This window comes from Mesorhizobium sp. M0296, from assembly GCF_040321675.1.
Classification (GTDB): Bacteria; Pseudomonadota; Alphaproteobacteria; order Rhizobiales; family Rhizobiaceae; genus Mesorhizobium.
In genome coordinates this window covers 60,470-86,233 of record NZ_JAMYRZ010000030.1, presented here as the reverse complement: position 1 = coordinate 86,233, position 25,764 = coordinate 60,470, and the positions used below count along the sequence as shown (strand labels likewise).

Annotated in this window: 26 protein-coding genes; 11 read left to right on the top strand and 15 right to left on the bottom strand. The window is 64.0% G+C overall.

Going from position 1 to position 25,764, the window contains the following annotated elements; translation table 11 throughout:
• Window positions 1-81: 81 nt before the first annotated feature.
• Complete coding sequence (locus NKI97_RS25125) at window positions 82-714, bottom strand: TetR/AcrR family transcriptional regulator (protein ID WP_352454840.1); 633 nt, start codon at window positions 712-714, stop codon at window positions 82-84.
• 93 nt (window positions 715-807) lie between these two features.
• Here NKI97_RS25125 and NKI97_RS25120 point away from each other — a divergent pair, with 93 nt between their 5' ends.
• Both NKI97_RS25120 and NKI97_RS25115 read left to right on the top strand, forming a co-directional pair.
• Window positions 808-1,464, top strand: coding sequence for an O-methyltransferase (locus tag NKI97_RS25120; protein ID WP_352767387.1), 657 nt, complete (start codon window positions 808-810; stop codon window positions 1,462-1,464).
• A gap of 166 nt (window positions 1,465-1,630) precedes the next feature.
• Complete coding sequence (locus NKI97_RS25115) at window positions 1,631-1,840, top strand: hypothetical protein (protein WP_023680243.1); 210 nt, start codon at window positions 1,631-1,633, stop codon at window positions 1,838-1,840.
• A gap of 85 nt (window positions 1,841-1,925) precedes the next feature.
• On the opposite strand, the gene NKI97_RS25110 is transcribed toward NKI97_RS25115, so the two are convergent.
• The gene (locus NKI97_RS25110; RefSeq protein ID WP_352451614.1) at window positions 1,926-2,906 is read right to left on the bottom strand and encodes a GlxA family transcriptional regulator; all 981 of its coding nucleotides are present in this window, start codon (window positions 2,904-2,906) and stop codon (window positions 1,926-1,928) included.
• A gap of 76 nt (window positions 2,907-2,982) precedes the next feature.
• On the opposite strand from NKI97_RS25110, the gene bcoG reads away from it, so the two are divergent.
• The 7 genes from bcoG (at window position 2,983) to NKI97_RS25075 (ending at window position 10,881) form a co-directional block, all read left to right on the top strand.
• Window positions 2,983-3,894 carry a 3-dehydrocarnitine:acetyl-CoA trimethylamine transferase BcoG gene (gene bcoG / locus NKI97_RS25105; protein ID WP_352837137.1) on the top strand — a complete coding sequence of 304 codons (912 nt, stop codon included), beginning with the start codon at window positions 2,983-2,985 and terminating at the stop codon, window positions 3,892-3,894.
• 31 nt (window positions 3,895-3,925) lie between these two features.
• Window positions 3,926-4,555: an HD domain-containing protein gene (locus tag NKI97_RS25100; RefSeq protein ID WP_352837134.1), complete on the top strand. Its 630-nt coding sequence runs from the start codon at window positions 3,926-3,928 to the stop codon at window positions 4,553-4,555.
• Window positions 4,552-5,625, top strand: coding sequence for a carnitine 3-dehydrogenase (locus NKI97_RS25095; RefSeq protein WP_352837132.1), 1,074 nt, complete (start codon window positions 4,552-4,554; stop codon window positions 5,623-5,625). Before NKI97_RS25100 ends, NKI97_RS25095 begins: the two co-directional genes overlap by 4 nt.
• A gap of 4 nt (window positions 5,626-5,629) precedes the next feature.
• Window positions 5,630-6,793 (top strand): acyl-CoA dehydrogenase family protein, encoded by a 1,164-nt coding sequence (locus tag NKI97_RS25090; protein WP_352451618.1) that lies wholly within the window; start codon window positions 5,630-5,632, stop codon window positions 6,791-6,793.
• Window positions 6,794-6,857: 64 nt separating this feature from the next.
• Window positions 6,858-8,936: an acetate--CoA ligase family protein gene (locus tag NKI97_RS25085; RefSeq protein WP_352748839.1), complete on the top strand. Its 2,079-nt coding sequence runs from the start codon at window positions 6,858-6,860 to the stop codon at window positions 8,934-8,936.
• A complete protein-coding gene (locus NKI97_RS25080) occupies window positions 8,929-9,711 on the top strand; it encodes a carnitinyl-CoA dehydratase (protein WP_352472543.1) in 783 nt (260 codons plus the stop codon). Before NKI97_RS25085 ends, NKI97_RS25080 begins: the two co-directional genes overlap by 8 nt.
• Before the next feature lie 231 nt (window positions 9,712-9,942).
• On the top strand, window positions 9,943-10,881 hold the full coding sequence (locus NKI97_RS25075; protein WP_352837130.1) for an alpha/beta hydrolase: 939 nt from the start codon (window positions 9,943-9,945) through the stop codon (window positions 10,879-10,881).
• A gap of 46 nt (window positions 10,882-10,927) precedes the next feature.
• On the opposite strand, the gene NKI97_RS25070 is transcribed toward NKI97_RS25075, so the two are convergent.
• From NKI97_RS25070 to NKI97_RS25060, 3 genes are all read right to left on the bottom strand, one after another.
• Window positions 10,928-11,212 carry a hypothetical protein gene (locus NKI97_RS25070; RefSeq protein ID WP_352823555.1) on the bottom strand — a complete coding sequence of 95 codons (285 nt, stop codon included), beginning with the start codon at window positions 11,210-11,212 and terminating at the stop codon, window positions 10,928-10,930.
• A gap of 99 nt (window positions 11,213-11,311) precedes the next feature.
• On the bottom strand, window positions 11,312-12,097 hold the full coding sequence (locus NKI97_RS25065) for a DUF899 domain-containing protein (protein ID WP_023677589.1): 786 nt from the start codon (window positions 12,095-12,097) through the stop codon (window positions 11,312-11,314).
• A 157-nt stretch (window positions 12,098-12,254) separates the two neighbouring features.
• On the bottom strand, window positions 12,255-12,809 hold the full coding sequence (locus tag NKI97_RS25060; RefSeq protein ID WP_352837127.1) for an autotransporter: 555 nt from the start codon (window positions 12,807-12,809) through the stop codon (window positions 12,255-12,257).
• Window positions 12,810-12,909: 100 nt separating this feature from the next.
• Here NKI97_RS25060 and NKI97_RS25055 point away from each other — a divergent pair, with 100 nt between their 5' ends.
• Window positions 12,910-13,656, top strand: a complete 747-nt coding sequence (locus tag NKI97_RS25055) for a GntR family transcriptional regulator (RefSeq protein WP_352837124.1) — start codon at window positions 12,910-12,912, stop codon at window positions 13,654-13,656.
• Window positions 13,657-13,820: 164 nt separating this feature from the next.
• Here the strand turns inward: NKI97_RS25055 and NKI97_RS25050 are convergent, their stop codons facing one another.
• The 5 genes from NKI97_RS25050 to NKI97_RS25030 form a co-directional block, all read right to left on the bottom strand.
• Window positions 13,821-15,479, bottom strand: a complete 1,659-nt coding sequence (locus NKI97_RS25050; protein WP_352837121.1) for an FAD-binding dehydrogenase — start codon at window positions 15,477-15,479, stop codon at window positions 13,821-13,823.
• A gap of 55 nt (window positions 15,480-15,534) precedes the next feature.
• On the bottom strand, window positions 15,535-16,521 hold the full coding sequence (locus NKI97_RS25045) for a Gfo/Idh/MocA family protein (RefSeq protein ID WP_352837118.1): 987 nt from the start codon (window positions 16,519-16,521) through the stop codon (window positions 15,535-15,537).
• A gap of 349 nt (window positions 16,522-16,870) precedes the next feature.
• The gene (locus tag NKI97_RS25040; RefSeq protein ID WP_352837115.1) at window positions 16,871-17,446 is read right to left on the bottom strand and encodes a YceI family protein; all 576 of its coding nucleotides are present in this window, start codon (window positions 17,444-17,446) and stop codon (window positions 16,871-16,873) included.
• Between the two features lie 68 nt (window positions 17,447-17,514).
• Window positions 17,515-18,093, bottom strand: coding sequence for a cytochrome b (locus tag NKI97_RS25035; RefSeq protein WP_352837112.1), 579 nt, complete (start codon window positions 18,091-18,093; stop codon window positions 17,515-17,517).
• Window positions 18,094-18,153: 60 nt separating this feature from the next.
• Window positions 18,154-19,044, bottom strand: a complete 891-nt coding sequence (locus tag NKI97_RS25030) for a LysR family transcriptional regulator (protein ID WP_352837109.1) — start codon at window positions 19,042-19,044, stop codon at window positions 18,154-18,156.
• Window positions 19,045-19,149: 105 nt separating this feature from the next.
• Here NKI97_RS25030 and NKI97_RS25025 point away from each other — a divergent pair, with 105 nt between their 5' ends.
• On the top strand, window positions 19,150-20,145 hold the full coding sequence (locus NKI97_RS25025) for an aldo/keto reductase (RefSeq protein ID WP_352837106.1): 996 nt from the start codon (window positions 19,150-19,152) through the stop codon (window positions 20,143-20,145).
• A gap of 262 nt (window positions 20,146-20,407) precedes the next feature.
• On the opposite strand, the gene NKI97_RS25020 is transcribed toward NKI97_RS25025, so the two are convergent.
• The 5 genes from NKI97_RS25020 to pheS all read right to left on the bottom strand — a co-directional run bounded on the left by NKI97_RS25020 (window position 20,408) and on the right by pheS (window position 25,716).
• The gene (locus tag NKI97_RS25020; protein ID WP_352837104.1) at window positions 20,408-21,010 is read right to left on the bottom strand and encodes a nucleotidyltransferase family protein; all 603 of its coding nucleotides are present in this window, start codon (window positions 21,008-21,010) and stop codon (window positions 20,408-20,410) included.
• A gap of 108 nt (window positions 21,011-21,118) precedes the next feature.
• Entirely contained in the window at window positions 21,119-21,490 is a 372-nt protein-coding gene (locus tag NKI97_RS25015) for a hypothetical protein (RefSeq protein WP_352837102.1), read from the bottom strand.
• A gap of 28 nt (window positions 21,491-21,518) precedes the next feature.
• The gene (locus NKI97_RS25010) at window positions 21,519-22,103 is read right to left on the bottom strand and encodes a prolyl hydroxylase family protein (RefSeq protein ID WP_352744372.1); all 585 of its coding nucleotides are present in this window, start codon (window positions 22,101-22,103) and stop codon (window positions 21,519-21,521) included.
• A gap of 12 nt (window positions 22,104-22,115) precedes the next feature.
• Window positions 22,116-24,524 (bottom strand): phenylalanine--tRNA ligase subunit beta, encoded by a 2,409-nt coding sequence (gene pheT, locus NKI97_RS25005; protein ID WP_352837099.1) that lies wholly within the window; start codon window positions 24,522-24,524, stop codon window positions 22,116-22,118.
• Window positions 24,525-24,630: 106 nt separating this feature from the next.
• Complete coding sequence (gene pheS, locus NKI97_RS25000; protein WP_352451635.1) at window positions 24,631-25,716, bottom strand: phenylalanine--tRNA ligase subunit alpha; 1,086 nt, start codon at window positions 25,714-25,716, stop codon at window positions 24,631-24,633.
• Between the last annotated feature and the right edge of the window lie 48 nt (window positions 25,717-25,764).

The window sequence follows — 25,764 nt, the reverse complement described above, 5'->3', positions numbered from 1 at the left end:
CTCGTTGAAACGATCGAGGCAACCGAATGCAACAACTACTTCGCAAACGCCGGCTACGCTTCCATCAAAACGTGAAAGGCTCTAGCCGTGATCGAGGCCTCTCAGGTAGGCGCAAAACATGTCGGCCATGGCGTTGGCGTAGACTTCAATCTCCTTGGGGGTTCGAGGCGTCTCCGAGAACTGCTTCCCCACCGTGCTGAGCGTCGTCATGACCAGGTCGCCGGCCAATTCGCGAGTCGCTTGCGCGGCGCTCGGCAACGCCTCCTGCATGAAGAGCTGGATGGTGCGGTCTCCGGACGCCCTCGCCGCCTGCGCCTCGGGCGCGTCGCGGTAAAGCGGGGCGGCGTCGTCGAGCGCCACACGCACCGCAGCCTCCTCACACTCCGAGCGGAGGAAGGCGTGGACCAGGTCGCGCAGCCGGTCAAGCGGCGGTTTCCTGATATCCTCGAGGATATCGCGCAGCAAACTGGTCGTCTGCCGCCATTCGTCGCTCTGGAGCCGGAACAGGATCGCCGCCTTGTTCGGAAAATACTGATACAGCGATCCGACGCTGACGCCGGCCTTCTCGGCCACGCGCGCCGTGGTGAAGCGCTGCGCGCCTTCCCTCGCCAAAACCTGAACAGCAGCCTGCAAAATCGCAGCGACGAGCTCCGCCGAGCGGGCCTGCTTCGGCTGTTTTCGCGAGGAAATCCGCGGACTTCGGTTGTCGCTCATTGAGAGCCGCGCCAATGCGATTAGTGAATGCGAATGATTAGTCGTATTTTGAATGTCGCACAAGAACGCATTCAATTCCGACTGGAGACCGATATGACCACACTGACGACAACGCCGCTCGCGCCCCTGCTGGACCGCCTGTTCGAGGAAGCCGCTGCGGCAACAAGCCCTGCAGTGGCGGAACTCTCCGCCGAGGAGCGGATGCGGCTGGTCCGAAGCAAGACCGAATACCTCGATTTCTATGGGCGGCTAAGGGATCTCTGGCTTCCCGTTTCGCGAGAGACCGGCACGCTGCTCTACATGCTGGCACGAGGCAGCGGCGCACGGACGATCGTCGAATTTGGAACCTCGTTCGGCATCTCGACCCTGCACCTTGCCGCAGCCTTGCGGGACAATGGCGGTGGCCGCCTGATCACCAGCGAGTTCGAGCCATCCAAGGTCGCGCGCGCGAGGAGTAATCTGACAGCAGGCGGTCTCATTGACATGGTGGAAATCCGCGAAGGAGACGCGCTGCAAACATTAAGCGTCGATCTTCCCGAAAGCGTCGACCTGCTTCTGCTCGACGGCGCCAAAGCGCTCTATCCCGAGATCTTGAGTCTGGTTGAAAGCCGCCTCAGACCGGGCGCCTTCGTCGTTGCCGACAACGCAGATCTTTGCCCCGAATACCTCGAGCGGGTGCGCTCGACCGGGAGTGGCTACATGTCCACGCCGTTCGGCGAGGATGTTGAACTGTCGATGCGGCTTGGCTGAAGCACTGCGTGACCTGCCGGAACGATCGTGCCCAAGATGGGCGGCGGCGGACAAAACTTTGCCCGGCATCGCCCATCAATCGCCTCGCTCTTGCCTTCAAACAGCCGTCACGAACCTCCTATAGTGTGGTTCGTGGCGGGATTCAGAAAGAAGGAGGCGAAACGATATGCAGCACGAACGCGAAATCGACGCCCTGCTCTCATCTGGCGAGGCTGGATCGATCATCGACCGGCTGATGGCGCTGCCGCACCCGAAACAAGGTGCGCTGAGTGCAAACGAATGGGATCGCGCGGTCGCCAGCCGCTTCGAGACCCATCTTGCGAGACAGATGCGCTCGCAGATCGACGGCAGCAGCGACCGCCAGGACGCTGCCTGATCTACCTTTGCCTATGGATGTCGTTATCCCAAAACCGCTACGCACGCTCGGGTCAAGCCCGTGGCCAGGCTTTGGGCGACATGCATTATCCCCGACGCAGCCTGACCGGCGCTTCGCCGAACGCTCTTGAAAACGCTCTGGAAAATGCCGCGGCGGACGAAAACCCCGTTCGCCCGGCAATGTCCGCCATGGCGATGCGCGTGTCGACCACCAGCCGGCGCGCGGCGCCGAGGCGCAGCCTGAGGTAATAAGCGCCGGGCGTTTCGCCGATCGACTTGCGAAAGATGCTTTCCAGCGTCCGTGCCGTCACCCCGGCGCGCTTTGCCACGGCGGCGATAGTGAGCGGCTGGTCGACATGCGCTTCCATCAGCCGGATGGCTTGCGCCAGCCTGGGATCGTAGCCGTCGAGACGGCCGAGCGAGACCAGCGGTTGCGCGTCCGTCGCGGCGCGCGCCTGGTCGTAGATGAAGACGCTCGCGACATCGAGCGCCACGGCCATGCCGAGTCGCGTGCGGATGAGGTGCAGCATCAGGTCGAAGGTCGGCGAGGCGCCGCCGGTGGTGAACACCGGGCCGTCGATGACGTAGCGGTCGGGCCGCACGTCGACGCCGGGAAAGGCCGACGAGAAATCCTCCATGTCCTCCCAGTGGGTGGTGGCGCTGCGCCCCTCCAGCAGACCGGCGCGGGCAACCAGCCAGGTGCCGGCCTCGACGCCGCCGCAGGCGCGTGCCGCGCGCGCCGCCCGGCGCAGTCCGGACAGCAGGGCCGATGTGGCGTAGTTCTGCGTGCCGAAGCCGGCGACGACGACCAGCATATCGGTTGTGTCAGCCGCATCGAAGCGGCCGCTGACCGCCACCGGCAGGCCGCATGTGGTGACCGGCGCCTCGCCTGTCACCGAGACCAGCCTGAAATCGAACAGCGTCTCACCGGCAATGCGGTTGGCGGCGCGCAACGGGTCGACGGCCGACGCGACGCACATGATCGACGAGCCGGAGAATACCAGCAGCGTTACCTTGAGCGGCAAACGCTCGGCCCGAAAGATCGTCGGTTTTTCGTTTTTGGTCACACGATCTTCGTAAAACGCAAAACAGTTTCCGGCAAGTCAGGCATTCTTGCCCTACGTTCTATTGGGAGAGAGTCCGATGCCGTTAGCGATGAACCGTGAGGTTTTCATTACCTGTGCCGTGACCGGGTCCGGCGGTTCGCAGGACCGCAGCCCGCATGTGCCGCGCTCGCCCAGAGAGATCGCCGATTCGGCCATCGAGGCGGCAAAGGCAGGTGCTGCAATCGTGCACTGCCATGTGCGCGATCCCGAGACCGGCAAGCCTAGGCGCAACGTGCATCTCTATCGCGAAGTAACCGAGCGCATCCGCGCGGCAGACGTCGACGTGGTGCTGAACCTGACCGCCGGCATGGGGGGTGACATGGTATTCGGCCCGCCGGAGAAGCCGCTGCCGCTGAACGAAAAAGGCACGGACATGGGCGGTGCCAGCAACCGCATGGAGCACGTCCGCCAGTGCCTGCCGGAAATCTGCACGCTCGACTGCGGCACGATGAATTTCGCCGAGGCCGACTATGTCATGACCAATACGCCCGGAATGCTGCGTGCCATGGGCGGCATGATGACGGCGCTCGGCGTCAAGCCGGAGATCGAGGCCTTCGACACCGGGCATCTGTGGTTCGCCAAGCAATTGGTCGAGGAAGAAGTGCTGAAGCCGGACGCGCTGGTGCAATTGTGCATGGGCGTGCCGTGGGGCGCGCCGGACGACCTCAACACCTTCATGGCCATGGTCAACAATGTACCGTCGACCTGGAACTGGTCGGCCTTTGCCATTGGCCGCAACCAGATGGCCTATGTCGCGGCCGCGGTGCTGGCCGGCGGCAATGTCCGCGTCGGACTGGAGGATAATCTCTGGCTCGACAAGGGCGTGCTGGCGACCAATGCGCAGCTGGTCGAGCGGGCGGTCAGCATCGTGTCGAATATGGGCGCCAGGGTCATCGGCCCGGACGAAGTCCGCAAGAAGCTGAACCTGACGAAGCGCGCACCGCTTTGAAAAGCCGGTAGCCGGTTGGGAGGAGCCGCCGATGAAGACCGTGAAATTCACCGCCATGAAGGACGGCGACCGCGAGGATTACGCCTTCCTCACCGAGCACGAGATCGACTACGCGGCAAAGACCGGCGAGCGGCTGCTCGACGCGCTCGTCCAGCTCGATGCGGGCCTCTCGGGCTACAAGATCACCCGGCTCGGCCATTCGCTGCAAGCGGCAACGCGGGCCTGGCGCGACGGCGCCGACACCGACTGGATTGCCTGCGCCTTGCTGCACGATATCGGCGACATCTACGCGCCCTATAACCACGACGAGTATGCGGCGTCGATCCTGAAGCCTTTTGTGCGCGAGCAATGCACCTGGGTGGTGGAGAAGCACGGCGATTTCCAGCGCGTCTATTACGCCCACCACCTCGGCGGCAATCCGCACGCCCGCGACCGTTTCGCCGGGCACATCTACTTCGACGATTGCGATGAGTTTTGCGAACGCTGGGATCAGTCGAGCTTCGATCCGGATTACGAGACATTGCCGATCGATTTCTTCCAGCCCTTCGTGCTCGAAGTGTTCGCGCGCAAGGCCTGTGACGCGTCCGTGATCCGTGCCGGCGAACGCGTCGCCCTCACCGACCCCGCAACAGCCCGCACAAGAACCGGAGCTTCCGCATGAGCATCATCAACAAGGCGGCCGCCATCGGCGGCGGCGTCATCGGCGCCGGCTGGGTGGCGCGGCTGCTGCTCAACGGCATCGACGTGTCGATCTTCGATCCCGATCCCGAGGCGTCACGCAAGGTCGGCGAGGTGATGAAGGGCGCGCGACGCGCCTACAAGCAGATGCTGCCCGGCGGCCTGCCGAAGGAGGGCAAGCTTACCTTCGCCAAGACGATCGCCGAGGCGGTGGCAGACGCCGACTTCATCCAGGAAAGCGTGCCGGAGCGGCTCGACCTGAAGCACCGCGTGCTGGCCGAGATCGACCTTTATGCGCCGGCCAACGCCATTGTCGGATCCTCCACCTCCGGCATCAAGCCGACCGACATGCAGGTGGCGATGAAGAAGCACCCGGAGCGGCTGGTCGTCGGCCATCCGTTCAACCCCGTCTATCTGCTGCCGCTGGTCGAAATCGTCGGCGGCGAACAGACCTTTCCCGAGGCGATCGAAGTCGCCAAGGAGATGTATGCCTCGATCGGCATGAAGCCGGTGGTGATCCGCAAGGAGATCGAAGCGTTCGTCGGCGACCGGCTGCTCGAAGCGGCCTGGCGCGAGGCGCTGTGGCTGGTCAAGGACGGCATCTGCACGGTCGAGGAGCTCGACGACATCATGCGCTACGGCTTCGGCCTGCGCTGGGCGCAGATGGGCATGTTCCAGGTCTATCGCGTCGCCGGCGGCGAGGCCGGCATGCGCCACTTCATGGCGCAGTTCGGCCCGTGCCTGAAATGGCCGTGGACCAAGCTGATGGACGTGCCGGAGTTCAACGACGAGCTGGTCGAGCTGATCGCGACCCAGTCGGACGACCAGGCGCACGGTCTGTCGATCCGCGATCTCGAAAAGATCCGCGACGACAATCTGGTCGCCATCATGGAGGCACTGTCGAAGCAGAACAAAGGCAAAGGCTGGGGTGCCGGCGCCCTGCATAAGGACTACACCAGGCAGTTGGCCAAGCTTGCGGCGAAGAAGCCCACCGCCTCCAAGGCGGCCGAAAAGGCCAAGGCTGAAAAGCCGAAGAAAAGGAAGAAAGGCTGAGACCATGGATTTTGGTCTTTCGGAGGAGCAGAAGCTCATCGTCGAGACGACGCGGGCCTTCGTCGAGAACGAGCTTTACCCGCATGAGCGCGAAGTGGAGCGTACCGGCGTGCTGCGCCGCGAGCTGATCGAGGAGATCAAGGCCAAGGCGATCGAAGCCGGCCTCTATGCCGCCAACATGCCGGCCGATGTCGGCGGCGCCGGGCTCGATACGGTGACCTGGCTGCTCTATGAAAAGGAACTCGGCCGCGCCAATTACGCGCTGCATTGGACCTGCGTGGCGCGGCCTTCGAACATCCTTCTCGCCGGCACGCCGGAGCAGCGCGAAAAATATCTGTTTCCCTGCATTCGCGGCGAGAAATGGGATTGCCTGGCAATGACCGAGCCGGGCGCCGGCTCCGATCTGCGCGGCATGAAGGCAACCGCCGTGCAAGACGGCGACGACTGGGTGCTGAACGGCACCAAGCATTTCATCAGCCACGCGGACCTCGCCGATTTCGCCATCGTCTTCATGGCCTCGGGTGAGGAAGAGTCTTCGCGTGGAAAACGCAAGAAGATCACCGCCTTTTTCGTCGACAAGGGCACTAAGGGTTTCACCGTGCGCGACGGCTACCGCAACGTCTCGCATCGCGGCTACACCAACGCCATTCTCGAATTCGATGATTGCCGGCTGCCGGCGAGCCAGGTACTCGGCGAGGTCCACAAAGGCTTCGATGTCGCCAATTCCTGGCTCGGCGCAACGCGCCTGCAGGTCGGCGCCACCTGCCTCGGCCGCGCCGAGCGGGCGCTTGGCCACGCCGTCGAATACGCCGCGCAGCGCCAGCAATTCGGCCAGCCGATCGGCAAGTTCCAGGGCGTGTCGTTCAAGCTCGCCGACATGGCGACCGAGCTGAAGGCCGCCGACCTGATGGTGTTCGAAGCCGGCTGGAAGTACGATCAGGGTACCGTCACCGACCAGGACATGGCCATGGCCAAGCTGAAGGCCACCGAGATGCTTGCCTTCGTCGCCGACGAGGCGATCCAGATCCATGGCGGCATGGGGCTGATGGACGATTTGCCGCTCGAGCGCATCTGGCGCGACGCCCGCGTCGAGCGCATCTGGGAAGGCACTTCGGAAATCCAGCGCCACATCATCTCCCGGGCGCTGCTGCGCCCGTTCGGGGGCTAGAGCATGATCCCAAAAAGTGGAAACCGGTTTTTGGAAAAGATCATGCTCCAACAAAAAGATGACGATGCACAAACTTGAACGTCTTTTGCGCCCACGAACGATCGCGGTCTTCGGTGGCGCGCAGGCTGCCGCCGTGGTCGCGCAATCGATCAAGATGGGCTTTGCCGGCGAGATCTGGCCGGTGCATCCGAACAAGGCCGAGGTCGCCGGCCGCAAGGCCTATCGCTCGGTGGCCGAATTGCCCGGTGCGCCGGATGCCGCTTTCGTCGGCGTCAACCGGCACTTGACCATCGAAGTGGTCAAGGCACTGGCCGAGCGCGGCGCGGGCGGTGCGGTCTGCTTCGCCGCCGGCTTCCTCGAAACCGAGGCCTATGACGAGGACGGCGAGCGGCTGCAGGCCGAGCTGGTCGCGGCGGCGGGCCAAATGCCAATCATCGGGCCGAACTGCTACGGGCTCATCAACTATGCCGACGGCGCGCTTTTGTGGCCCGACCAGCATGGCGGCATCAGGCTGCCAGAAGGCGGTCGCGGCGTTGCCATCATCACCCAGTCGTCGAACATCGCCATCAATATGACGATGCAGAAGCGCGGCCTGCCGATCGCCTTTCTGATGACCGCCGGCAACCAGGCGCAGACCGGGCTTTCCGAAATGGCGCTCGGCCTGATCGAGGACGACCGTGTCACCGCGCTCGGCTTGCATATCGAGGCTTTCGATTCGGTAGCCGGCTTCGAAAGGCTGGCGGCACGGGCGCGCGAGCTGAAAAAGCCTGTCATCGCCATGAAGGTCGGCCGCTCCGAGCAGGCGCGGCAGGCGACCGTTTCCCACACCGCGTCGCTGGCCGGCTCGGACGCAGCGTCCGGCGCCTTCCTGAAGCGGCTCGGCATCGCCCGCATCGATTCGATCCCGGCTTTCATCGAGGCGCTCAAGCTGCTGCACGTCACCGGCCCCCTGCCCGGCTACCGGCTGTCGTCGATGAGCTGTTCGGGCGGCGAGGCGTCGGTGATGGCCGACAGCGCCGAAGGCCGCTGGGTGACGTTTCCGCCACTCACCCCCGAGCACCGCGCGCATGTCAAATCGACGCTCGGGCCGCTGGTCGCGGTGGCCAACCCGCTCGACTACCACACCTTCATCTGGAACAACGAGCCGGCGATGACCGCCACCTTCACCGCGATGGTGTCGGGCGGCTTCGACCTCAACATGCTGGTGCTCGATTTCCCGCGCCCCGACCGCTGCTCGGACACCGACTGGTGGGCGACGCTGCGCGCCTTCGAAGTGGCGCTGAAGACCAACAGCGCGCAAGGCGCGATCGTCTCCTCGCTGCCGGAGAACCTGCCCGAGGAATACACTGCCGGCCTGATGGCGCGGGGCATGGTGCCGCTGTTCGGCATCTCCGAAGCCATGGACGCCGCCCAGGCGGCGGCCTTCATCGGCTGGGCCTGGCGCGAGCCGCAGGCGCAGCCGATCGACACTTCGGCGTCCGGCGCGCCGGCCGGCGACCATGTCACGCCGGACGAGGCCGAGGCGAAGGCGCGGCTCATCGAGGCCGGGCTCCCCGTGCCGAAGGGCGAGCGCGCCGGCAACGCGGTCGAAGCTGTCATCTCCTCGATGGCGCTCGGCTTCCCGGTGGCGCTGAAGGCCCTTGGCGTCATCCACAAGTCCGAGCTCGACGCGGTCCGGCTCAATTTGAGGGATGCCGAATCGGTCAGCACCGCCGCCCACGATCTCGGCCCGCTCGGCACGGGCCTTTATGTCGAGCGCATGGTGCGCGACGGCGTCGCTGAGCTGCTCGTCGGCTTCACCCGCGACCCGATGTTCGGCGCAGTGATGACGCTCGGCACCGGCGGCGTGCTGGTCGAGCTGTTGCGCGACAGCGTCACGCTGATGCTGCCGGCGACCCGCGACGATATCGAGGCCGCTTTGCGCGGGCTGAAACTGTTCCCGCTGCTCGACGGCTATCGCGGTCGGCCGAAGGCCGATGTTGCAGCGGCAATCGATGCGATATCGGGCATTGCCGCTTTCGTGCAGCAAAACGCCGGCGAGATCGAGGAACTCGACATCAATCCGCTGATCGTCTGCACCGAAGGCAAGGGCGCCTGGATCGCCGATGCGCTGCTGGTGCTTGGAGAGAACAAAAATGTCTGACGTCATCACCACCCGCCGCGAGGGCACTATCCTCGAAGTCACGCTCGACCGGCCCAAGGCCAATGCCATCGACCTGAAGACGTCGCGGCTGATGGGCGAGACTTTCAAGGCGTTTCGCGACGATCCCGACTTGCGCGTCGCCATCGTCAAGACCGCCGGTGACAAGTTCTTCTGCGCCGGCTGGGACCTGAAGGCAGCGGCCGGCGGCGACGCGGTCGACGGCGACTACGGCGTCGGCGGCTTCGGCGGGCTGCAGGAACTGCGCGACCTCAACAAGCCGGTGATCGCCTGCGTCAACGGCATGGCGGTCGGCGGCGGCTTCGAACTGGCGCTATCCTGCGACCTCATCTATGCGTCGGACCACTCCTCCTTCGCGCTGCCCGAAATCCGCGCCGGCACGCTGGCCGATGCGGCGACGATCAAGCTGCCGAAGCGCATCCCCTACCATGTCGCCATGGACCTTCTGCTCACCGGCCGCTGGATGGATGTCGCCGAGGCGCATCGATGGGGCCTAGTCAACGAGGTGCTGCCCAAGGAAAGACTGGAGGACCGGGTCTGGGAGATCGCGCGGCTGCTCGCCAGCGGCCCGCCGCTGGTCTTCGCCGCGATCAAGGAGACGGCCCGGGTCGCAGAATCGCTGACTTTCCAGGACGCCATGAACCGGGTGACGCGCCGGCAACTGTCGACGGTTGACGCACTCTACGGCTCGGAGGACAATCTCGAGGGCTTTCGCGCCTTTGCCGAAAAGCGCGATCCGGTGTGGAAGGGGAAGTAGTGGTATTGCAGGAATGATGGCGCTCACCCCCCTCTGTCCTGCCGGACATCTTCCCCTCAATGGGGGAGATTGGATGTCATCATCGCTTTCGCCAATTGTCGACGCCGGAGAAAAGGCGGTTTCGCCGAAGCTGCCGATCTCCCCACTTGAGGGGGAGATGCCAAGTGGTGGCAAAGAGGGCAGGCCAGAGGGGGGTGTTCAGGCGGATTCATTGCGATCCATTCAGCGCCCATGACCGACTACAAAACCCTCATCGACGCCGAGACCTGGGCCTTCATCGAGCGGACCAACTCCTATTATCCGCCCGATACGATCGACTACACCATCGCCGAGCAGCGCCAGATCTATAACCGGATGTGCCGCGAGTTCTTTGCCGGCTATCCCCAAGGCGTCACAGCGGAAACCACCGCCATTGCCACACCCTGGCACATCCCGATCCGCGTCTACCGCGCCCCGGCGCCGGAAGCTTCGGCGATGGTGCTTTATTTCCATGGCGGCGGTTTTATCCTCGGCGGGCTCGACAGCCATGACGACCTCTGCGCCGAGCTTTGCGGCCGCACCGGCTATGACGTGGTTTCGGTCGACTACCGGCTGGCACCGGAACACCTTCATCCGGCCGCCTTCGACGATGCCATCAGCGCCTTTGAATGGGCGGCGGCGACTGACGAGCGTCCTGTCCTGCTCTGCGGCGACAGTGCCGGCGGCAATCTCGCCGCCGCTGTCAGTCACGCAACGCGCGGCCATGCGCGCAAGCCGATCGGCCAGATTCTGGTCTATCCCGGCCTTGGCGGCGACAGCTCCGCCGGTTCCTACGTCACCCACGCGGAAGCGCCGATGCTTACCGCGCGCGACCTCGTTTTCTACAGGGACATCAGGACCGGTGGCGAGGATCGCACCGGCGATCTCACTCTGTGGCCGCTCGCCGACGCCGAGTTCGCCAATCTGCCGCCCACCGTCGTGATCACTGCTGAATGCGACCCGCTGTCGTCGGACGGCGAAGCCTATCGCGACCGCATCGTTGCCGCGGGCGGGCGCGCCTGGTGGCTCGAGGAGCCGGGGCTGGTGCATGGCTATTTGCGCGCCAGGCACACGGCCGGCCGCGCCCGCTCGAGCTTTACCCGGATTGTCGATGCAGTAGCGGTTTTGGGAAGGGGCGAGTGGATCTGGTGAGGGATGTCTTCCCGACCAGAACGGGCCTTTGTCGGCCGGTATAGCTCTATTTGCGGCGGCGTCGCCGGCCGGAAACCTGCTTCAGCCAAGGTCCTAAATGAAAGCCGCTCATCAGCAGGTACATCGGGACCATGCCGCCCAGCGGTGACGCCTCTTGCCCGGTCGAGCACATCATGTCCGGCGCTCCGCCGAGAAGCGTCAGCAGCGCCATGGTTGCGAAGGTCGGCGCGGCCGCTAAGGACAGCCAGTCGGCTGCGCCAAGGGCGGCCGGGCTTGCGTTCTCGTCCTGGATCGCGTTGCCGGCGGATCCGTCTGCATGAATCTCGCTCATGTTTTTGTCCTGGGTAGTGAGCGGGATGCATTCGAATTGAACCGTGCATCCCGCTCCATCCATTTGCCCTAGCCGCATTTCCGCGACGCCAAAGACGTTCTATTCGGTGCGGTTCCGGAACGCGGCCTCTCCGGCGTCCGACACCTCGACCCACTTTTTGTCGGGAACGGCTTCGGCGCCGTAATTGTCGTGCCAGTTCCACCACTTGTACGTCGGCGTCTGCGGATAGCCCTCGGGCGAATCCTCCCAAACCTCCTGGCGGCCGAGCGGCGACAGGTCGAGATAGCTCCATACGGTCCCCATCGCCTCGTCGCCGCGGTTGTTGATGAAGTAGGTGCGGAACACGCGATCACCGTCGCGGATGAACACGTTATGGCCGTGCCACTCGTCAACGCCGAAATCGGCATCGAAGCTGTCGGTGATGGTGTACCAGGGCATCTTCCAGTCCATCCGCGCCTTCAGCCGCGCAATGTCGGCCTGCGGTGCGCGCGAGGCGTAGGCAAGCGTGGTGTCGCGGGCGTTCAGATGGGCGAGGTTGCCGACCTGGTCCGCCCCCAGCGAGCAGCCGCGGCAAGCGTGGTCGGGCCAGCCGAATACGCCGGGCTCGAAGAAGGCGCGGTAGACGATCAGTTGACGGCGGCCCTCGAACAGGTCGAGCAGGCTCACCTTTCCGTCAGGCCCTTCGAACGTATATGTCTTCTCCACCGCCATCCACGGCATCCGCCGACGCTCGGCGGCCAGTGCGTCGCGAGCCCGGGTCACGGTCTTCTCCTTCACGAGCAACTGCTGGCGCGCGGCCTCCCACGCGTCAGGCGAAACGACCGGTGGTGTCTTCATCGCGAGCCGCGTCGTCTGCTCGCCTGTGCCATTCTGATGTGCCGTCATTGTGCATCTCCCTTGCTGGTTTGTCGCCGCACCGGCGCGACGGGTCGGGTCGTGAGCCAGGATAGGGGCGATAGCGGATTGGCGAGAGTGACAAGTGTGACGCGATTCCGACGGGTTCGCTGATCACGGCCAATTTCGCCGCCCGCGACGCCTCTGCTCATTCGTGCCCAGACTGCTGAATTGGCCGTGCGCCGGCCAGGTAGCGATCATTGTCAAACGCTTCGGCTTGGTTGCTGTCCGGACTCCACAGCTGCCGGTGGGTTCGTGTGAGATCGCCGAGGTAGACATGCAGCGCACCCGATCGCGCACCGCCCGTATTCGCAACCGCATGAACGGTATTTGACGCCATGTGCACCACGGCAGGCGCTGCGATGTCCTGCCTTTCGGGAACATCGAGTTCGCTGCCGGCAACGGGATAGATGAAGTTCGTCTCGCTGCCCTTGTAGATGCCGATCAAGGCATCCATCAGGTGGTTGTGAGGCGGGTACTGCAGGCCGGGCGACAGAGTGATGTGATAGATCGTCAGGTTCGGACTCGCATGCAGAAGCACCTCGTCGTCGTCTTCTTCGTGAGCGAGTGTTCCCGATGCGTGAAAGCGGTTGGTATAGTCGCCCAGGACCGTCCTTACCGCTTCGAGGGGATCTGGCCCCTTCGCGGCATTGACGATATCATCGGCAACGGCGTAGAGAGGCGAGTTGGCGGGTAAAGGCATATCAGTTATCCTCCCTGAGATGCTCAGATCATCAAATCTGAGATGCTCACGCTAGCGAATGCTGATGCCAGCGTCAACGGGACAGCCAGACGGACAGAATATGAAAACGACGAAGTTGACCGGCGAACCGGCAAGGCCGGCCACGGTCGAGGCGACAGCACTGTCGGCCGCCGACGTCCTTCGCAGGGAACAGGCATATGAGCAGCTGAGGAACGACATCATTGCCTGCGTGCTGCGCCCCGGTGAAGCGCTGACGGAGAAGCAGATCGGTGACCGGTACCAGATCAAAAAGGCGACCATCCGCGCGGCGCTGGCCCGACTGATGCAGGAAGGGCTGGTCAGGAGCGAACCGCGCCGCGGCTACGTCGTTGCTACGCTCAGCCTGCGGGATGTCAACGAGATCTTCGATGTCCGCAGCTTGATCGAGCCGGAAGTGTTCAGGGTGGCGGCATCGAACATGACCGAGCGCGGGCTCGACGATGTCAGGCTGGCAGCGCAAAAAGTGCTGAAGCCGGAGACGCTACGCAGCCACGTCGCCTTCCTTGCGGCCGACCGTGCCTTTCGTCTGGCCCTTGCGGAGCTCTCGGGAAATTTGCGACTGGCGCATCTCCTGGACCAGATACTCGACCAGTCGGCGCGGGTTCTCCACCTCGGCTTCAAGTCCCGCGACTTCACCCAGTTGATCATCGCCCAGCAAAAGGAGCTGGTCCTTGCCTGCGAGGCAGGCGAGGTTTCCGCCATCGTCAAACTTGCCCGTTCGCAGTGCCTGTCTCTCAAGAAGCAGGTGCTCGAGGCTTTGCTTGCCGGTTCCAAGCTTCAAGACGTCAATTTGCAGCCCTTCGCCTAGAGCCGGTTCCGGTTCTCCTGGAACCGGTAACCCGCTCTAACTATCTGTTTTGCCGCATTTATGCGGACGCCAAATGATTCCATTTGGCTGCAAAATGCTCTAAGGGAAGTTGGCCACTCGGTGCGACCCGCCACCTTGGCGCAACGACTGTCCCCGGCCTTGTTTTATGCCACAATCCGCGCGGCCGCCCGTCCGGCACTGCGGCCGGAAAAGATGCAGCCGCCAAGAAACGTGCCTTCGAGCGCTGCATAGCCGTGCATGCCGCCGCCGCCGAAACCGGCGGCTTCGCCCGCCGCGTACAGCCCCTCGACTGGTTGGCCGCCGACGCCCAGTACGCGGCTGTCGAGGTCAGTCTCCAGCCCACCGAGCGTCTTGCGGGTCAGGATTCTGAGCCTGACGGCAATCAGCGGGCCACTGGCGGGATCGAGCAGCTTGTGCGGTCTTGCGGTGCGGATCAGCCGGTCGCCGAGATAGGCTCGCGCGCCGCGCAACGCAGTAATCTGCATGTCCTTGGAGAACGGATTGTCGAGCTGCCGGTCGCGGGCGCGGATTTCGCGCTCAACCTGCGCCAGTTCGAGCAGCGGCTCGCCGCCGGCCGCTGCGTTCATGCGCGCGACCAGCGCCGGCAAATCAGGCTCGACGATGAAATCCTCGCCCTTCTCCATGAACGCCTTGACCGGCGCGGCTACGCCGCTGGTGGCGCGGCCGAGCACCTGGCGCCAGCTCTTCCCCGTCAGATCGGGGTTCTGCTCGGAGCCCGACAGCGCGAACTCCTTCTGGATGATCTTTTTGGTCAGGATGAACCAGGAATGATCGAAGCCGGTGCTCATGATGTGGCTGAGCGTGGCCAACGTGTCGAAGCCGGGATAGAGCGGGACCGGCAGGCGCTTGCCGCGCGCATCGAGCCACAGCGATGACGGGCCGGGCAGGATGCGGATCGCATGATCGGTCCAGATCGGTGCCCAGTTCCTGACGCCCTCGACATAGTGCCACATGCGGTCGCGGTTGATCAGCCGGCCGCCGGCGGCTTCGGCGATCGCCAGCATGCGGCCGCCGACATGATCGGGAACGCCAGTGATCATGCGTTTCGGCGGCGCGCCCATCCGCTTCGGCCAATTCTCCCGGACCAGCTGGTGATTGGCGCCGATGCCGCCGGAGGCGACGATGACGGCCTGCGCCTTCAGCTCGAAATCGCCGGTGATCTCGCGCGAGCTCTTGCGGCCGCGCTCGGCATCGCTCGCCGCCAATAGGTCGCCGCGCACGCCGTCGACGACGCCGCCCGTCCGCGTCAATTCGTTTACCCGGTGACGGAATTTGAAGCGGATCAGCCCGCGTTTCTCGGCCTCGCGCACGCGCTGCACGAACGGCTCGAGCACGCCAGGGCCGGTGCCCCAGGTAATGTGGAAGCGCGGCACCGAATTGCCGTGGCCGACGGCATTGCCGCCGCCGCGCTCGGCCCAGCCGACCACCGGAAAAAATTTCAGGCCGCGCTGCATGAGCCAGGAGCGCTTCTCGCCGGCGGCGAAGCCGAGATAGGCCTCGGCCCAGCGGCGCGGCCAGAGATCTTCCGTGCGGTCAAAGGCTGCGGTGCCCAGCCAATCCTCGAGCGCCAGCTCATACGAATCGCGGATGCGCATGCGCCGTTGTTCGGGCGAATCGACAAGGAAGATGCCGCCGAGCGACCAGAATGCCTGGCCGCCAAGCGACTGTTCCGGCTCCTGCTCGAGGATGATGGTCTTCTTGCCGGCCGCAGACAGTTCGGCCGCCGCGACAAGGCCGGCAAGACCGGCGCCGACAATGATCACATCCGCATCGTCGGACATCTATTTGGCCATGATCTTGTACAAAAACCGGTCCAGTTGTGGGATCACGGCCTGCCTAGACTGCCTCCCAGCCTTCCTTCTCGCCGGCGCGGAAGATGGCATCGATGACCTTCTGGTTGAGCACCGATTCTTCCAGGGTGAAGACGCGGTCCTTGCCGCCCTGCGCAGCCCGCGCGAAGGCCTCGACTTCCAGCCGGTATTGCTGCGTGCCGGGAAAGCGGAACACCTGCGCCTCGCTGTGGTTCTGGTTGTGCAGTTCGACGCGATGATGGTCGTAGAGTCCGGCGTTGAACGGTGAGAACACCTCGATGAAGCCCTTCTCGCCGTGGAAGATCATCACCTGGCGTGCCGCCATCTGCGTCGACAGGTAAAACGACAGCTCGAAGTCGCCGAAATCGGCGCGGATCGAGGAATAGATGTCGGTGCCGAACGTCTTGTCGCGCTCGATCGTCGCCTGGACGCGCAGCGGCTCCTTGCCGGTCGAAAAGCGTGTCGACACTGTCGGGTAGACACCGATGTCGGGCAGCGCGCCGCCGCCGAGATCGAGCTTGTTGCGCATGTTGTTGGGGTCGACATTGTAATAGGAGAACGCGCCCTGGACATGGCGCAGCCGGCCGATGGCGCCGTTGGCGATGAGGTCGCGCACCTTGATCCATTGCGGATGGTAGACGACCATGAAGGCTTCGCACACCAGCACCTTCCTGGCATCGCGCAGCTTGATCAGCGGCGGAATGTCCCTGGCATCGAGCGCCAGCGGTTTTTCGACCAGAACATGCTTGCCGGCCTCGATCGCCTTGGCCGTCCATTCGACATGCTGCGAGGTCGGCAGCGGAATGTAGACGCCGTCGATGTCGCTGGAGGCGAGCAGCTCCTCATAGGAGCCGAACGCGTGGCGCGCACCGAAGCGTTCGCCCAGCGCCCGCGCTTTCGACAGATCGCGGCTGGCAATCGCGGACAGCACGCCGTTCTCCGCCTCGACGATTGCCGGCAAAAGCTGCTCGCGGCCGATCTTGGCCGTCGACAAAACACCCCATCGGAACATCAGGTTTCTCCTCTCGATTGCAGGCCTGGAGGTTTGCCCTAATTCAGGAGAAAAGCCAATGCGGGAGCATGGTTCCTCGCCCCACGAAGTGGGGAGAGGTGGCCCGGCGAAGCCGGGACGGAGAGGGGTCTTCGTGACGGGCTGGAATTCGCTGTTTAAGGGCGGCGCCTGATAGGCTTCGTATTATGGCCCGTCTCGCGCTCAGTCCCTTTTAGGAGTCTGACTTCGCGACCGTCGTCCCCCTCTCCGTCCCGGCTTCGCCGGGCCACCTCTCCCCCCGCACCGCGCCGCTCCGCGGGGGCGAGGAACCCAGGTCCTGCAGCGACGGTGAAATCGCAGGAAGAACCGCTCAACCCCTTCTACCCGTCAGCGTCATGTCGAAATCGACGACGTTGGAGTAAATCGGCGTGCCGACATCCATGCCGTAGCGCGACCGCAGCACCTTGCCGGTGACATGGAATTTTATCGCGCCCGCCCTGAGGCCGCCGAGCTCGGCCGTGAATTTTTCCTGAAAGGTCTTGCCGCGCGCCGTCAGCCGGCCGGTGACAAGGGCTGACGTGTCGCCGGTCCGTTTGACGCTGGTCGAACGGAACTGGATCTCCGGATTGTCGGCCGCGTCGAAGACTGCGTCCGAGCGGAGAAAGGCATCGATGCGGCTTTGGCCGGTACCGACGCTTTCGGGGAAGATGGTGAAATTGACCTGGGACCGGCCGACATCGCTGTTGTCGATAAGGATACTGCCCTTGAAGCGGGAGAAAGCACCGTCGAGCCCGCCGCCGCCGAGCTTGCCGATGGAGAAATGGATGCTGGAACTCCCCGGGCTGATGGTGTAGCTGCCGGCCGCGTCGCCGAGGGCAACGGCGGCGAAAACAGGCATGGCAAAACAAGCGGCGGCTGCCGCAAATCCGAAGATGCGCGCGTACATGGAAATGGTCCTCTTGGCAGGCAACGCTTTCTTGCGTCCTCGCCCCATCAACGAATGAGCCGTCCGCTCTATTCCCTGTCGTGATGTGACGAAGCCGTGATCATGCGCGTCAGCACGGTATCCCTCAGCCAGAAATGATGGCGCAGCGCTGCGGCGAGATGCAAAGCGACAAGTCCGATGCCGGCATAGGCGAGATACCAGTGCGTCGCTGCCCAGAAGCTTTCTGCCGTGTCCGATTCACCGATCGGCAGATTGGGCATGACGAACAGATTGAACGGCACGCTCGGGATCTCCAGCACCGAGACCGAGACCAGCGCCCAGCCGGACAACGGCAGAGCGAGCTGAAACGCATAAAGCGCGAGATGGACCAGCGGCGCCATCCGGCGCTCGAACGGGCCGACCGAGCGCGGCAGCGGCGGGGCCGGTCTGCCTAGGCGCCAGGCGATGCGCAGGATGACCAGTCCAAGCAGCAGGAAGCCGAAGGATTTATGCAGCTGGATCAGCTCGAAGGTGGTGCGCTGGCTGGACAGCCGCACCATGACGAAGCCGAGCACGAACTGGCCGACAAAGAGCGCCGCGATCAGCCAGTGAAGGATGATCGCCGTCCAGCCGTAGCCGGCAGTCTGGTTTTTGGGCAGTGCTGACATGGTCGGTGAACGAATGCCAGGTCGGCTTTCTTCCACCTCTCCCTTGTGGGGAGGGTTGGCTTACTCGCCGACCTTGAAAAAATCGACAAAGGCTCTGAGCGCCGGCCGCATCTGGCGGCGGCTGGGGTAATAGACGAAGAAGCCGTCGAAGCGCGGGCACCAGTCCTCCAGCACGCGAACGAGCTTGCCGGCGGCGAGCGCGTCGCGGACATAATCCTCGAACACGAAGGCGAGCCCGGCGCCGTCGACTGCGGCGTTGGCAATCAGATGGTCCTCGTCGAGGATCAGCGGCCCCTGCACCGCTATCTCGATCTCCTCGCCGTTTTGCTCGAATTCCCAGCGGTAGAGAATGCCGCTGGAGAAGCGGAAGCGGATGCAGCGGTGAGCGGCGAGATCGCGCGGATGCTGCGGTTTTGGCATGGTCTCGAAGTAGGCTGGCGCGCCGACCACGGCGCCGCGAAGGTCTGGTCCGATGCGCACCGCGATCATGTCGCGCTGCAGGCTCTCGCCCAGTCGCACACCGCCATCGAAGCCGCCCTCGACGACGTCGGTGAAGCGGTCCTCGATGACGATCTCCAGCACGATGTCGGGATAGGCAGCCGCAAAGGCGCTGAGCCTCGGCGTCAGCGCCAGATGGGCCGCGGTGCGCGGCACGGTCAGCCTGAGATTGCCCGCCGGCCGGTGGCGCGCCTCGATCGCCGATTCCAGCGCCAGGTCGATTTCCGACAGCGCCGGCCTGAGGCGCTCAAGCAGTTGCGCGCCCTCCTCGGTCGGAGCAACGCTGCGCGTGCTGCGTGCCAGAAGGCGCACGCCGAGGCGCGCTTCGAGGCTGGACACCGCGTGGCTGACCGCCGACGGCGCGATTGCCAGTTCCTTGGCGGCGCCGCGAAAACTGCCGCATTGGGCGACCATTGCCAGTACCGCGAGCTGTGAAAGATGGGTTCGCTTCATTGATCTATTTCTTGGAACAGCCCGTGCAATTGAGAGCCGATTATCGAACTCGGCGCAAGACGCTATCTCTGCGGCATCACAACCATCACAACAAGGAGACACGTGATGCAAACCCGCAAGCTTGGCAATGAACTCGACGTCTACCCGGTCGGCCTCGGCTGCATGGGGATGAGCTTTGCCTATGGTGGCCAGCCGGAGGCGGAGGCGATTGCGACGCTGCGCCATGCCGTCGAGATCGGGGTCAATTTCTTCGACACGGCCGAGGTCTATGGCCCTTTCGAGAACGAGACCCTGGTCGGCAAGGCGCTGAAGCCGGTGCGTGACAAGGTGACGATCGCAACCAAATTCGGCTTCAAAATCCTCGAAGAAGGCAGCGGCATGGAGCGCATGGCCGGTGTCGATAGCCGCCCGGAGCATGTCAAGGCGGTGGCCGAAGCGTCATTGAAGCGGTTGGATACGGAGGTGATCGATCTCTATTACCAGCACCGCGTCGACCCCAACGTGCCGATCGAGGATACGGTCGGCGCCATGGCCGAGCTGGTGCGCGAGGGCAAGGTGCGGGCGCTCGGCCTGTCGGAGGCGAGTGCGGCGACCATCCGCCGGGCGCATGCCGTGCACCCGATCGCCGCCGTGCAGAGCGAGTATTCACTGTGGAGCCGTGATCCGGAGGAGGAGGTGTTTGCTGTCTGCCGTGAGCTCGGCATCGGCTTTGTCCCCTATAGCCCGCTCGGCCGCGGCCTGCTCACCGGCACGATCGCCAAGCCCGATGTTCTCGGCGCCGACGACTGGCGCCGCGGGTTGCCGCGCTTCCAGGCCGACGCCATGGCGGCCAATGCGGCGGTCGTCGCCGTGCTGGAAAAGATGGCCGCCGGGAAGGGCGTGACGCCGGCGCAGCTGGCGCTCGCCTGGGTGCTGCATCAGGGCGACTTCATTGTGCCGATCCCTGGTGCGCGAAAAATGCGCCATCTGCAGCAGAATACGGCGGCAGCCGATGTCGTGCTGAGCCAGGCCGAGGTGGCATCCATCGGCGACGCCCTGTCGCCGGAAAAGGTGGTCGGCAAGCGCTATACCGAGGAGCTGCTGGCGCTGGTTAACGGGTGAATGGCAATCGACGGCGTAATCGAAACGGGGCGTTTCGGCACCCCTTTTTGACTAATACGGTGCGATGCAAAGCGTTGTGAGACCTCGGCGCGAGGCAGCCCCTCTGTCCTGCCGGACATCTCCAAGGGGGAGATTGGCAGTTCCCGCGCCCTGCCCGCCCTTCCGGCGCCGGTGATTGGCGAAAGCCGAGGCGACATCCGATCTTCCCCCTTGAGGGGGAGATGCCCGGCAGGGCAGAGGGGGTGCCTCGCGCCGACATTTCCTACCAAGGCACGACACTGATCTCCGGCCAGTTCTCCCTGGCACGCGCCCCCTTCATCTCGTGCGTCTGCCGATTATCCAGTGCACGGTTCGGGGTAACGCGAAACGAGAAGATGTCGTCGAGCCCGAACGGCGCCACGAGCGCGAGTTGCCCATCGGTGCCGAATCTAACGCCGACCGCATGGGTTTTCGAAGCGAAATAGGACAGCGCCTCGGCGGACGACGACAGTCTGGGATAGGAACCGCCAAAGCGCGCCTCAAACCACAGATGCACCCGCGCCTGGTTGCGCACTTCGACCGGCAGCGTCAGTCCTTCGAACTGCTTCGCCGCCCGGCGGATGACCGTGTCCTCGGCTTCATAGGGCAGATCGCTCTCATCGAAATAGAACAGGTCGACATCCCGGATGCCGTACCCCAAGGGCTTTCCGGTCAGATGATTCCAGACGCTGTTGTAAAGCGCGCCTGAGACGACCAGCCAGTCCGGCAGGCCTAGCACCCGTACCCGCGACAGCGTCTCACCGACCAGCGGATCGGCTGAGACGATATCGAGAAAGACTGCACGCTGTTCCTCGAAGGGCAGCCCTGAATAGCGCAAATGGTCCATCGTCCCTTGGACGGCGATTCGCCATCTGCCGGCAACCCCTCTAGATCCTCAGCGCGCCATCCGTTGTGCAATTATCGGAAAGGGCGTCGTGACGCCCATTTCTGCAGGCTAGTTTCCCTCCCGCCCAAGGCTCATTGTTCGGTCGGTCTCGGACCAGAAGACTGGCTCCTCGATTGACGGCCATTCTTCGCCATACACAAAGCCTTCGATCGCATCTAGCTTTCCTTCAATCTCATCGAAGAACAGCACCATGCCGCAAAGAAGCTGGTCAGGTCCAACGCACGCTACCCGAAGCGAACTGAACACTGGACTCTCAAAGCGCAATTCCGGGGGAACCGATGAGGCAACGATTGTGGTCATGAACCCTACAGGATCGCGGCTGCGGTCTTTGACTTTCAGCGCACGCATCATGTCAGGAGAAACGCCGGCGGAACGGCAGAACTCCTTGACGAAAAACACTTCCAGCGGGGTCAGGTGCATTTAGCTCAGCGGCAGAACGGACAGCGTTTCATTGGCGCTTGTACATCACGTCCGTTCGGATGATGTACTTGCGCCCCGACAGCACCTCGTCGCCGCGGTGTTCGATCGGATGATAGAAGGCCAGCGCCATGCCTTTCCTGGGTTTCACCACCAGGCTGGTGCCGGCATAACCCGGCATCTCGCCGCGAAACGAGGTTCCGCCCCCTTCAAATCCATCCGACAGATAGATCATGAAGGTAAACTGGCTGCGCTCCGAGGCATTGCGCTCGAAATAGCCGTCATTGTGCCAATCGAACTTCTGGCCCGGCCCGTAGCGATAGAAGCGGAAACGCTCATTCAGCCCAGTCAGCCGCCAGTCGCCGAGGCCGCGATAGAGCATCGGGCGCGCCCGCGCAAAAAGCAGGTCGGCAAGATCCTCGTCATCAAAAACGACACGGTCGTTGTTGCGGAGTTCCGTCATCACGCTCGCGCCGCCGGCGCTGTTTACCTTGGCTGCCTCAAAACCACGCCGTTCGCTGTCGGCGATCAGATCGGCGCATTCCTGGTCGTCCAGGAACCCATCGACAGTCCCGATATGCGTTGCCAGCCAGTTGATGGAGAGCTTGTGGTCCATCAGAGCATCCCCTTACGTCCGCAGCACGCCGCCGGTCTGCTTGCCGACATTATCGACGATGCGCTTGGCCAGCGCCTCGAAATCCTCATCGGTCAGCGTCTTTTCGACCGGCTGGATCGACACTTCAATGGCGATCGATTTTTTCGCCGCGCCGAGCGCTGCACCCTCGAAAACATCGAACACCGAGACGCCGGAAATCAGCTTCCGGTCGGCGGCAAGGGCGGCGCGAACGAGTGTGCCGGCTTCGACCGCCTTGTCGACGACGAAGGCGAAATCGCGCTTGACCGCCTGGAAGGCGGACAGATCAAGCCTCAGCTTTGTTCGCGTCGGCTTGGCCTTCGGCTCGGGCACGGTATCGATGAACACTTCGAAGCCGCAAAGCGGGCCGGAGACGTCAAGCCCCTCCAGCGTCTTCGGGTGGAACTCGCCAAACGTGCCAAGGATTACCTTCGGCCCAAGCTTGATCGTGCCGGAGCGGCCGGGATGATACCAGGCCGGGCCGCCAGCCTCGATCTGCAGCCGCTCGACCGGCGCGCCGCAGGCTTCGAGTGCTGCGATCGCATCGGCCTTGGCATCGAAGACGCCGACGGCGCCGGCATTGCCGGCCCAATGGCGGCCGGAGCCCTCGAGCCTGGCGGTGCCGCGCCGCACGCCGGCGGCAACGCGCCGCTGCTGGTCGGCACCATCGCCCTCATAAGTGCCCGACACTTCGAACAGCGCGACATCGCCGATGCCCTTGTCGGCATTGCGCTGTGCTGCCGCAATCAGCCCCGGCAGCAGCGACGGCCGCATGTCCGACATATCGGCGGCGATCGGGTTGGCAAGCTTCAGCGCCTGCTGGCCGCCGCCGAACAATTCGGCGTGTTTTGCCGGAATGAACGACCAGGTGACGGCCTCCATCATGCCGCGCACGGCAAGTGCCCGCTTGGCGGCGCGGGTGCGGATCTGCAGCACAGTGAGGATCCTGGCGTTGACCGCATCGTGCGAACCGAGCGGCTGCGGCGCGATGTTGTCGACGCCGTGGATGCGCATGACCTCCTCGACCAGGTCGGCCTTGCCGTCGACATCCGGCCGCCAGGACGGGACCGCCACATTGACGACATCGCCCGTGCCCTCCGGCCTGAAGCCGAGGCGGGCAAGAATGTCGAGGCTTGTCGAGCGCGGCACTTCGATGCCGGTCAGCCGCTTCACTTCCGACAATGGGAACGAGACGATCTTCGGCTGATGGCCGGCATAGCCGACGACTTCGGTTTGCGCCGGCGTACCGCCGCAGAAATCGAGCACCAGCTTCGTTGCCAGCTCCAAGCCGGGAACCATCATTTCCGGGTCGACGCCGCGCTCAAACCGATAGCGCGCGTCGGTGATGATGCCGAGTGTGCGGCCGGTGCGGGCGGTGGTGATCGGGTCCCAAAGCGCCGACTCGATCAGCACGTCGGTGGTGTTCTCGTCGCAGCCGGAATGCTCGCCGCCCATGATGCCGGCAATCGATTCGATGCCGTCCTGGTCGGCGATGACGCACATCTCCGGCGTCAGCGTGTATTCGCGGCCGTCGAGCGACAGCACCTTTTCGCCATCACGCGCCCGGCGCACGGCGAGATTGCCGGTGACCTTCGCAGCGTCGAAGACATGCAGCGGCCGGCCACGGTCGAAGGTGACGTAATTGGTGATATCGACGAGCGCGCTGATCGGCCTCAAGCCGATGGCGAGAAGCCTTTGCTGCAGCCATTTCGGCGACGGTCCGTTCTTGACGCCGCGCACCAGGCGCAGCGCAAAGCCGGGACAGAGCTCCGGCGCTTCGATCGTCACCTTGACCGGCGTCTCGCCCTTGCCGGGGATCGGCTCTATCGGCGCGCTCTTCAGCGTGCCGAGCCCGCTCGCCGCCAGATCGCGGGCGATGCCATGGACACTGGTCGCATCCGGCCGATTCGGCGTCAGATTGATCTCGATCAGCGGGTCGTCGAGATGGGCATAGGCGGCGAAGCTGGTACCGACCGGCGCATCGGCCGGAAGGTCGATGATGCCGTCATGCTCCTCGGACAATTCGAGCTCGCGCTCGGAGCACATCATGCCGTGGCTTTCAACGCCGCGGATCTTGCCGACGGTCAGCGTCACGTCGATGCCGGGAATATAGGTGCCCGGTGCTGCAAAGGCGCCGATCAGGCCCGCGCGGGCGTTCGGCGCTCCACACACGACCTGCACCGGCGGCTTGCCGTCGCCGGTGTCGACGGTCAGCACGCGAAGTCGGTCGGCGTCGGGATGCTGGACCGCCGTCACCACCTTGGCGATGACGAAGGGAGCCAGGCTCGCCCGGTCGTCGACATGCTCGACCTCGAGGCCGATCGAGGTGAGACACTCGACGATTTCCGCCAGCGAGGCGTCTGTCTCGAGATGATCCTTGAGCCAGGAGAGGGTGAGTTTCATGACTGTGTTCCGTCTGGTCTGGGCACGTTGCACTTGAAGCTATGCGGCCGCGCGTCGGACATGTGCAGGAAGGCGAGCTGCCCGCGGATTTGCTGCGGCCCGGTCGTCACGCGCTCAAGCCCCCGAACAGCGTCGGCATGTCGAGCGGCCTAAAACCGTAATGCGACAGCCAGCGCACATCGGCGTCGAAGAAGGCGCGCAGATCCGGCATGCCGTATTTCAGCATGGCGATACGGTCGATGCCCATGCCCCAGGCGAAGCCCTGGTATTCGTCGGGATCGAGCCCACCGTAACGGAGCACATTGGGGTGGACCATGCCGCAGCCGAGAATCTCCATCCAGTCGGAGCCTTCGCCGAAGCGCACCTCGCCGGGCCGTGAACGGTCGCACTGGATGTCGACCTCGAGGCTGGGCTCGGTAAACGGGAAGAAAGACGGCCGGAAGCGCATCTTGACGCTCGGCACCTCGAAGAAGGCTTTGCAGAACTCCTCCAGCACCCATTTCATGTTGGCGACGTTGGCCGATTTGTCGATCACCAGCCCCTCGACCTGATGGAACATCGGCGAGTGGGTCGCATCGGAATCCTGCCGGTAGGTCTTGCCGGGGATGACGATGCGGATCGGCGGCTTCTGCATCTCCATGGTGCGGATCTGCACCGGCGAGGTGTGGGTGCGCAAAAGCTTGCGCTCGCCCTGCTCGTCCGGCTGGAAGAAGAACGTGTCGTGCATCTCGCGCGCCGGGTGGCCTTCCGGGAAGTTCAGCGAGGTGAAATTGTAATAGTCGGTCTCGATGTCCGGACCTTCGGCGATGGCAAAGCCGAGATCGCCGAAAATCGCCGCGATCTCGTCGATAACCTGGCTGATCGGATGGATGCGGCCGCGCTCGGCCGGCGATTGCCTGACCGGCAAGCTGACGTCGACCTTCTCGGCGGCAAGCCGTGCCGTGATCGCCACATCTTTCAGCTCGGCGCGGCGCGCCGAAAGTGCCTCGGTGACGCGGTTCTTGAGGCCGTTGATTGCCGGGCCCTTGACCTGTCGCTCCTCGGCGCTCATCGAGCCGAGTGTCTTCAGCATCTCGGAAACCGAGCCCTTCTTGCCAAGGGCAGAGACACGCACCGCCTCGATCGCCTGCTCGTCGGCGGCCGAGGCGATCTCGGCCATCAGGGAATTTTCGAGAGTTTCCATGTCACTCATGTTCCAGATCCGATTGGAAGCAAAGAAAAACCCGCGCCAGCCCTGCCA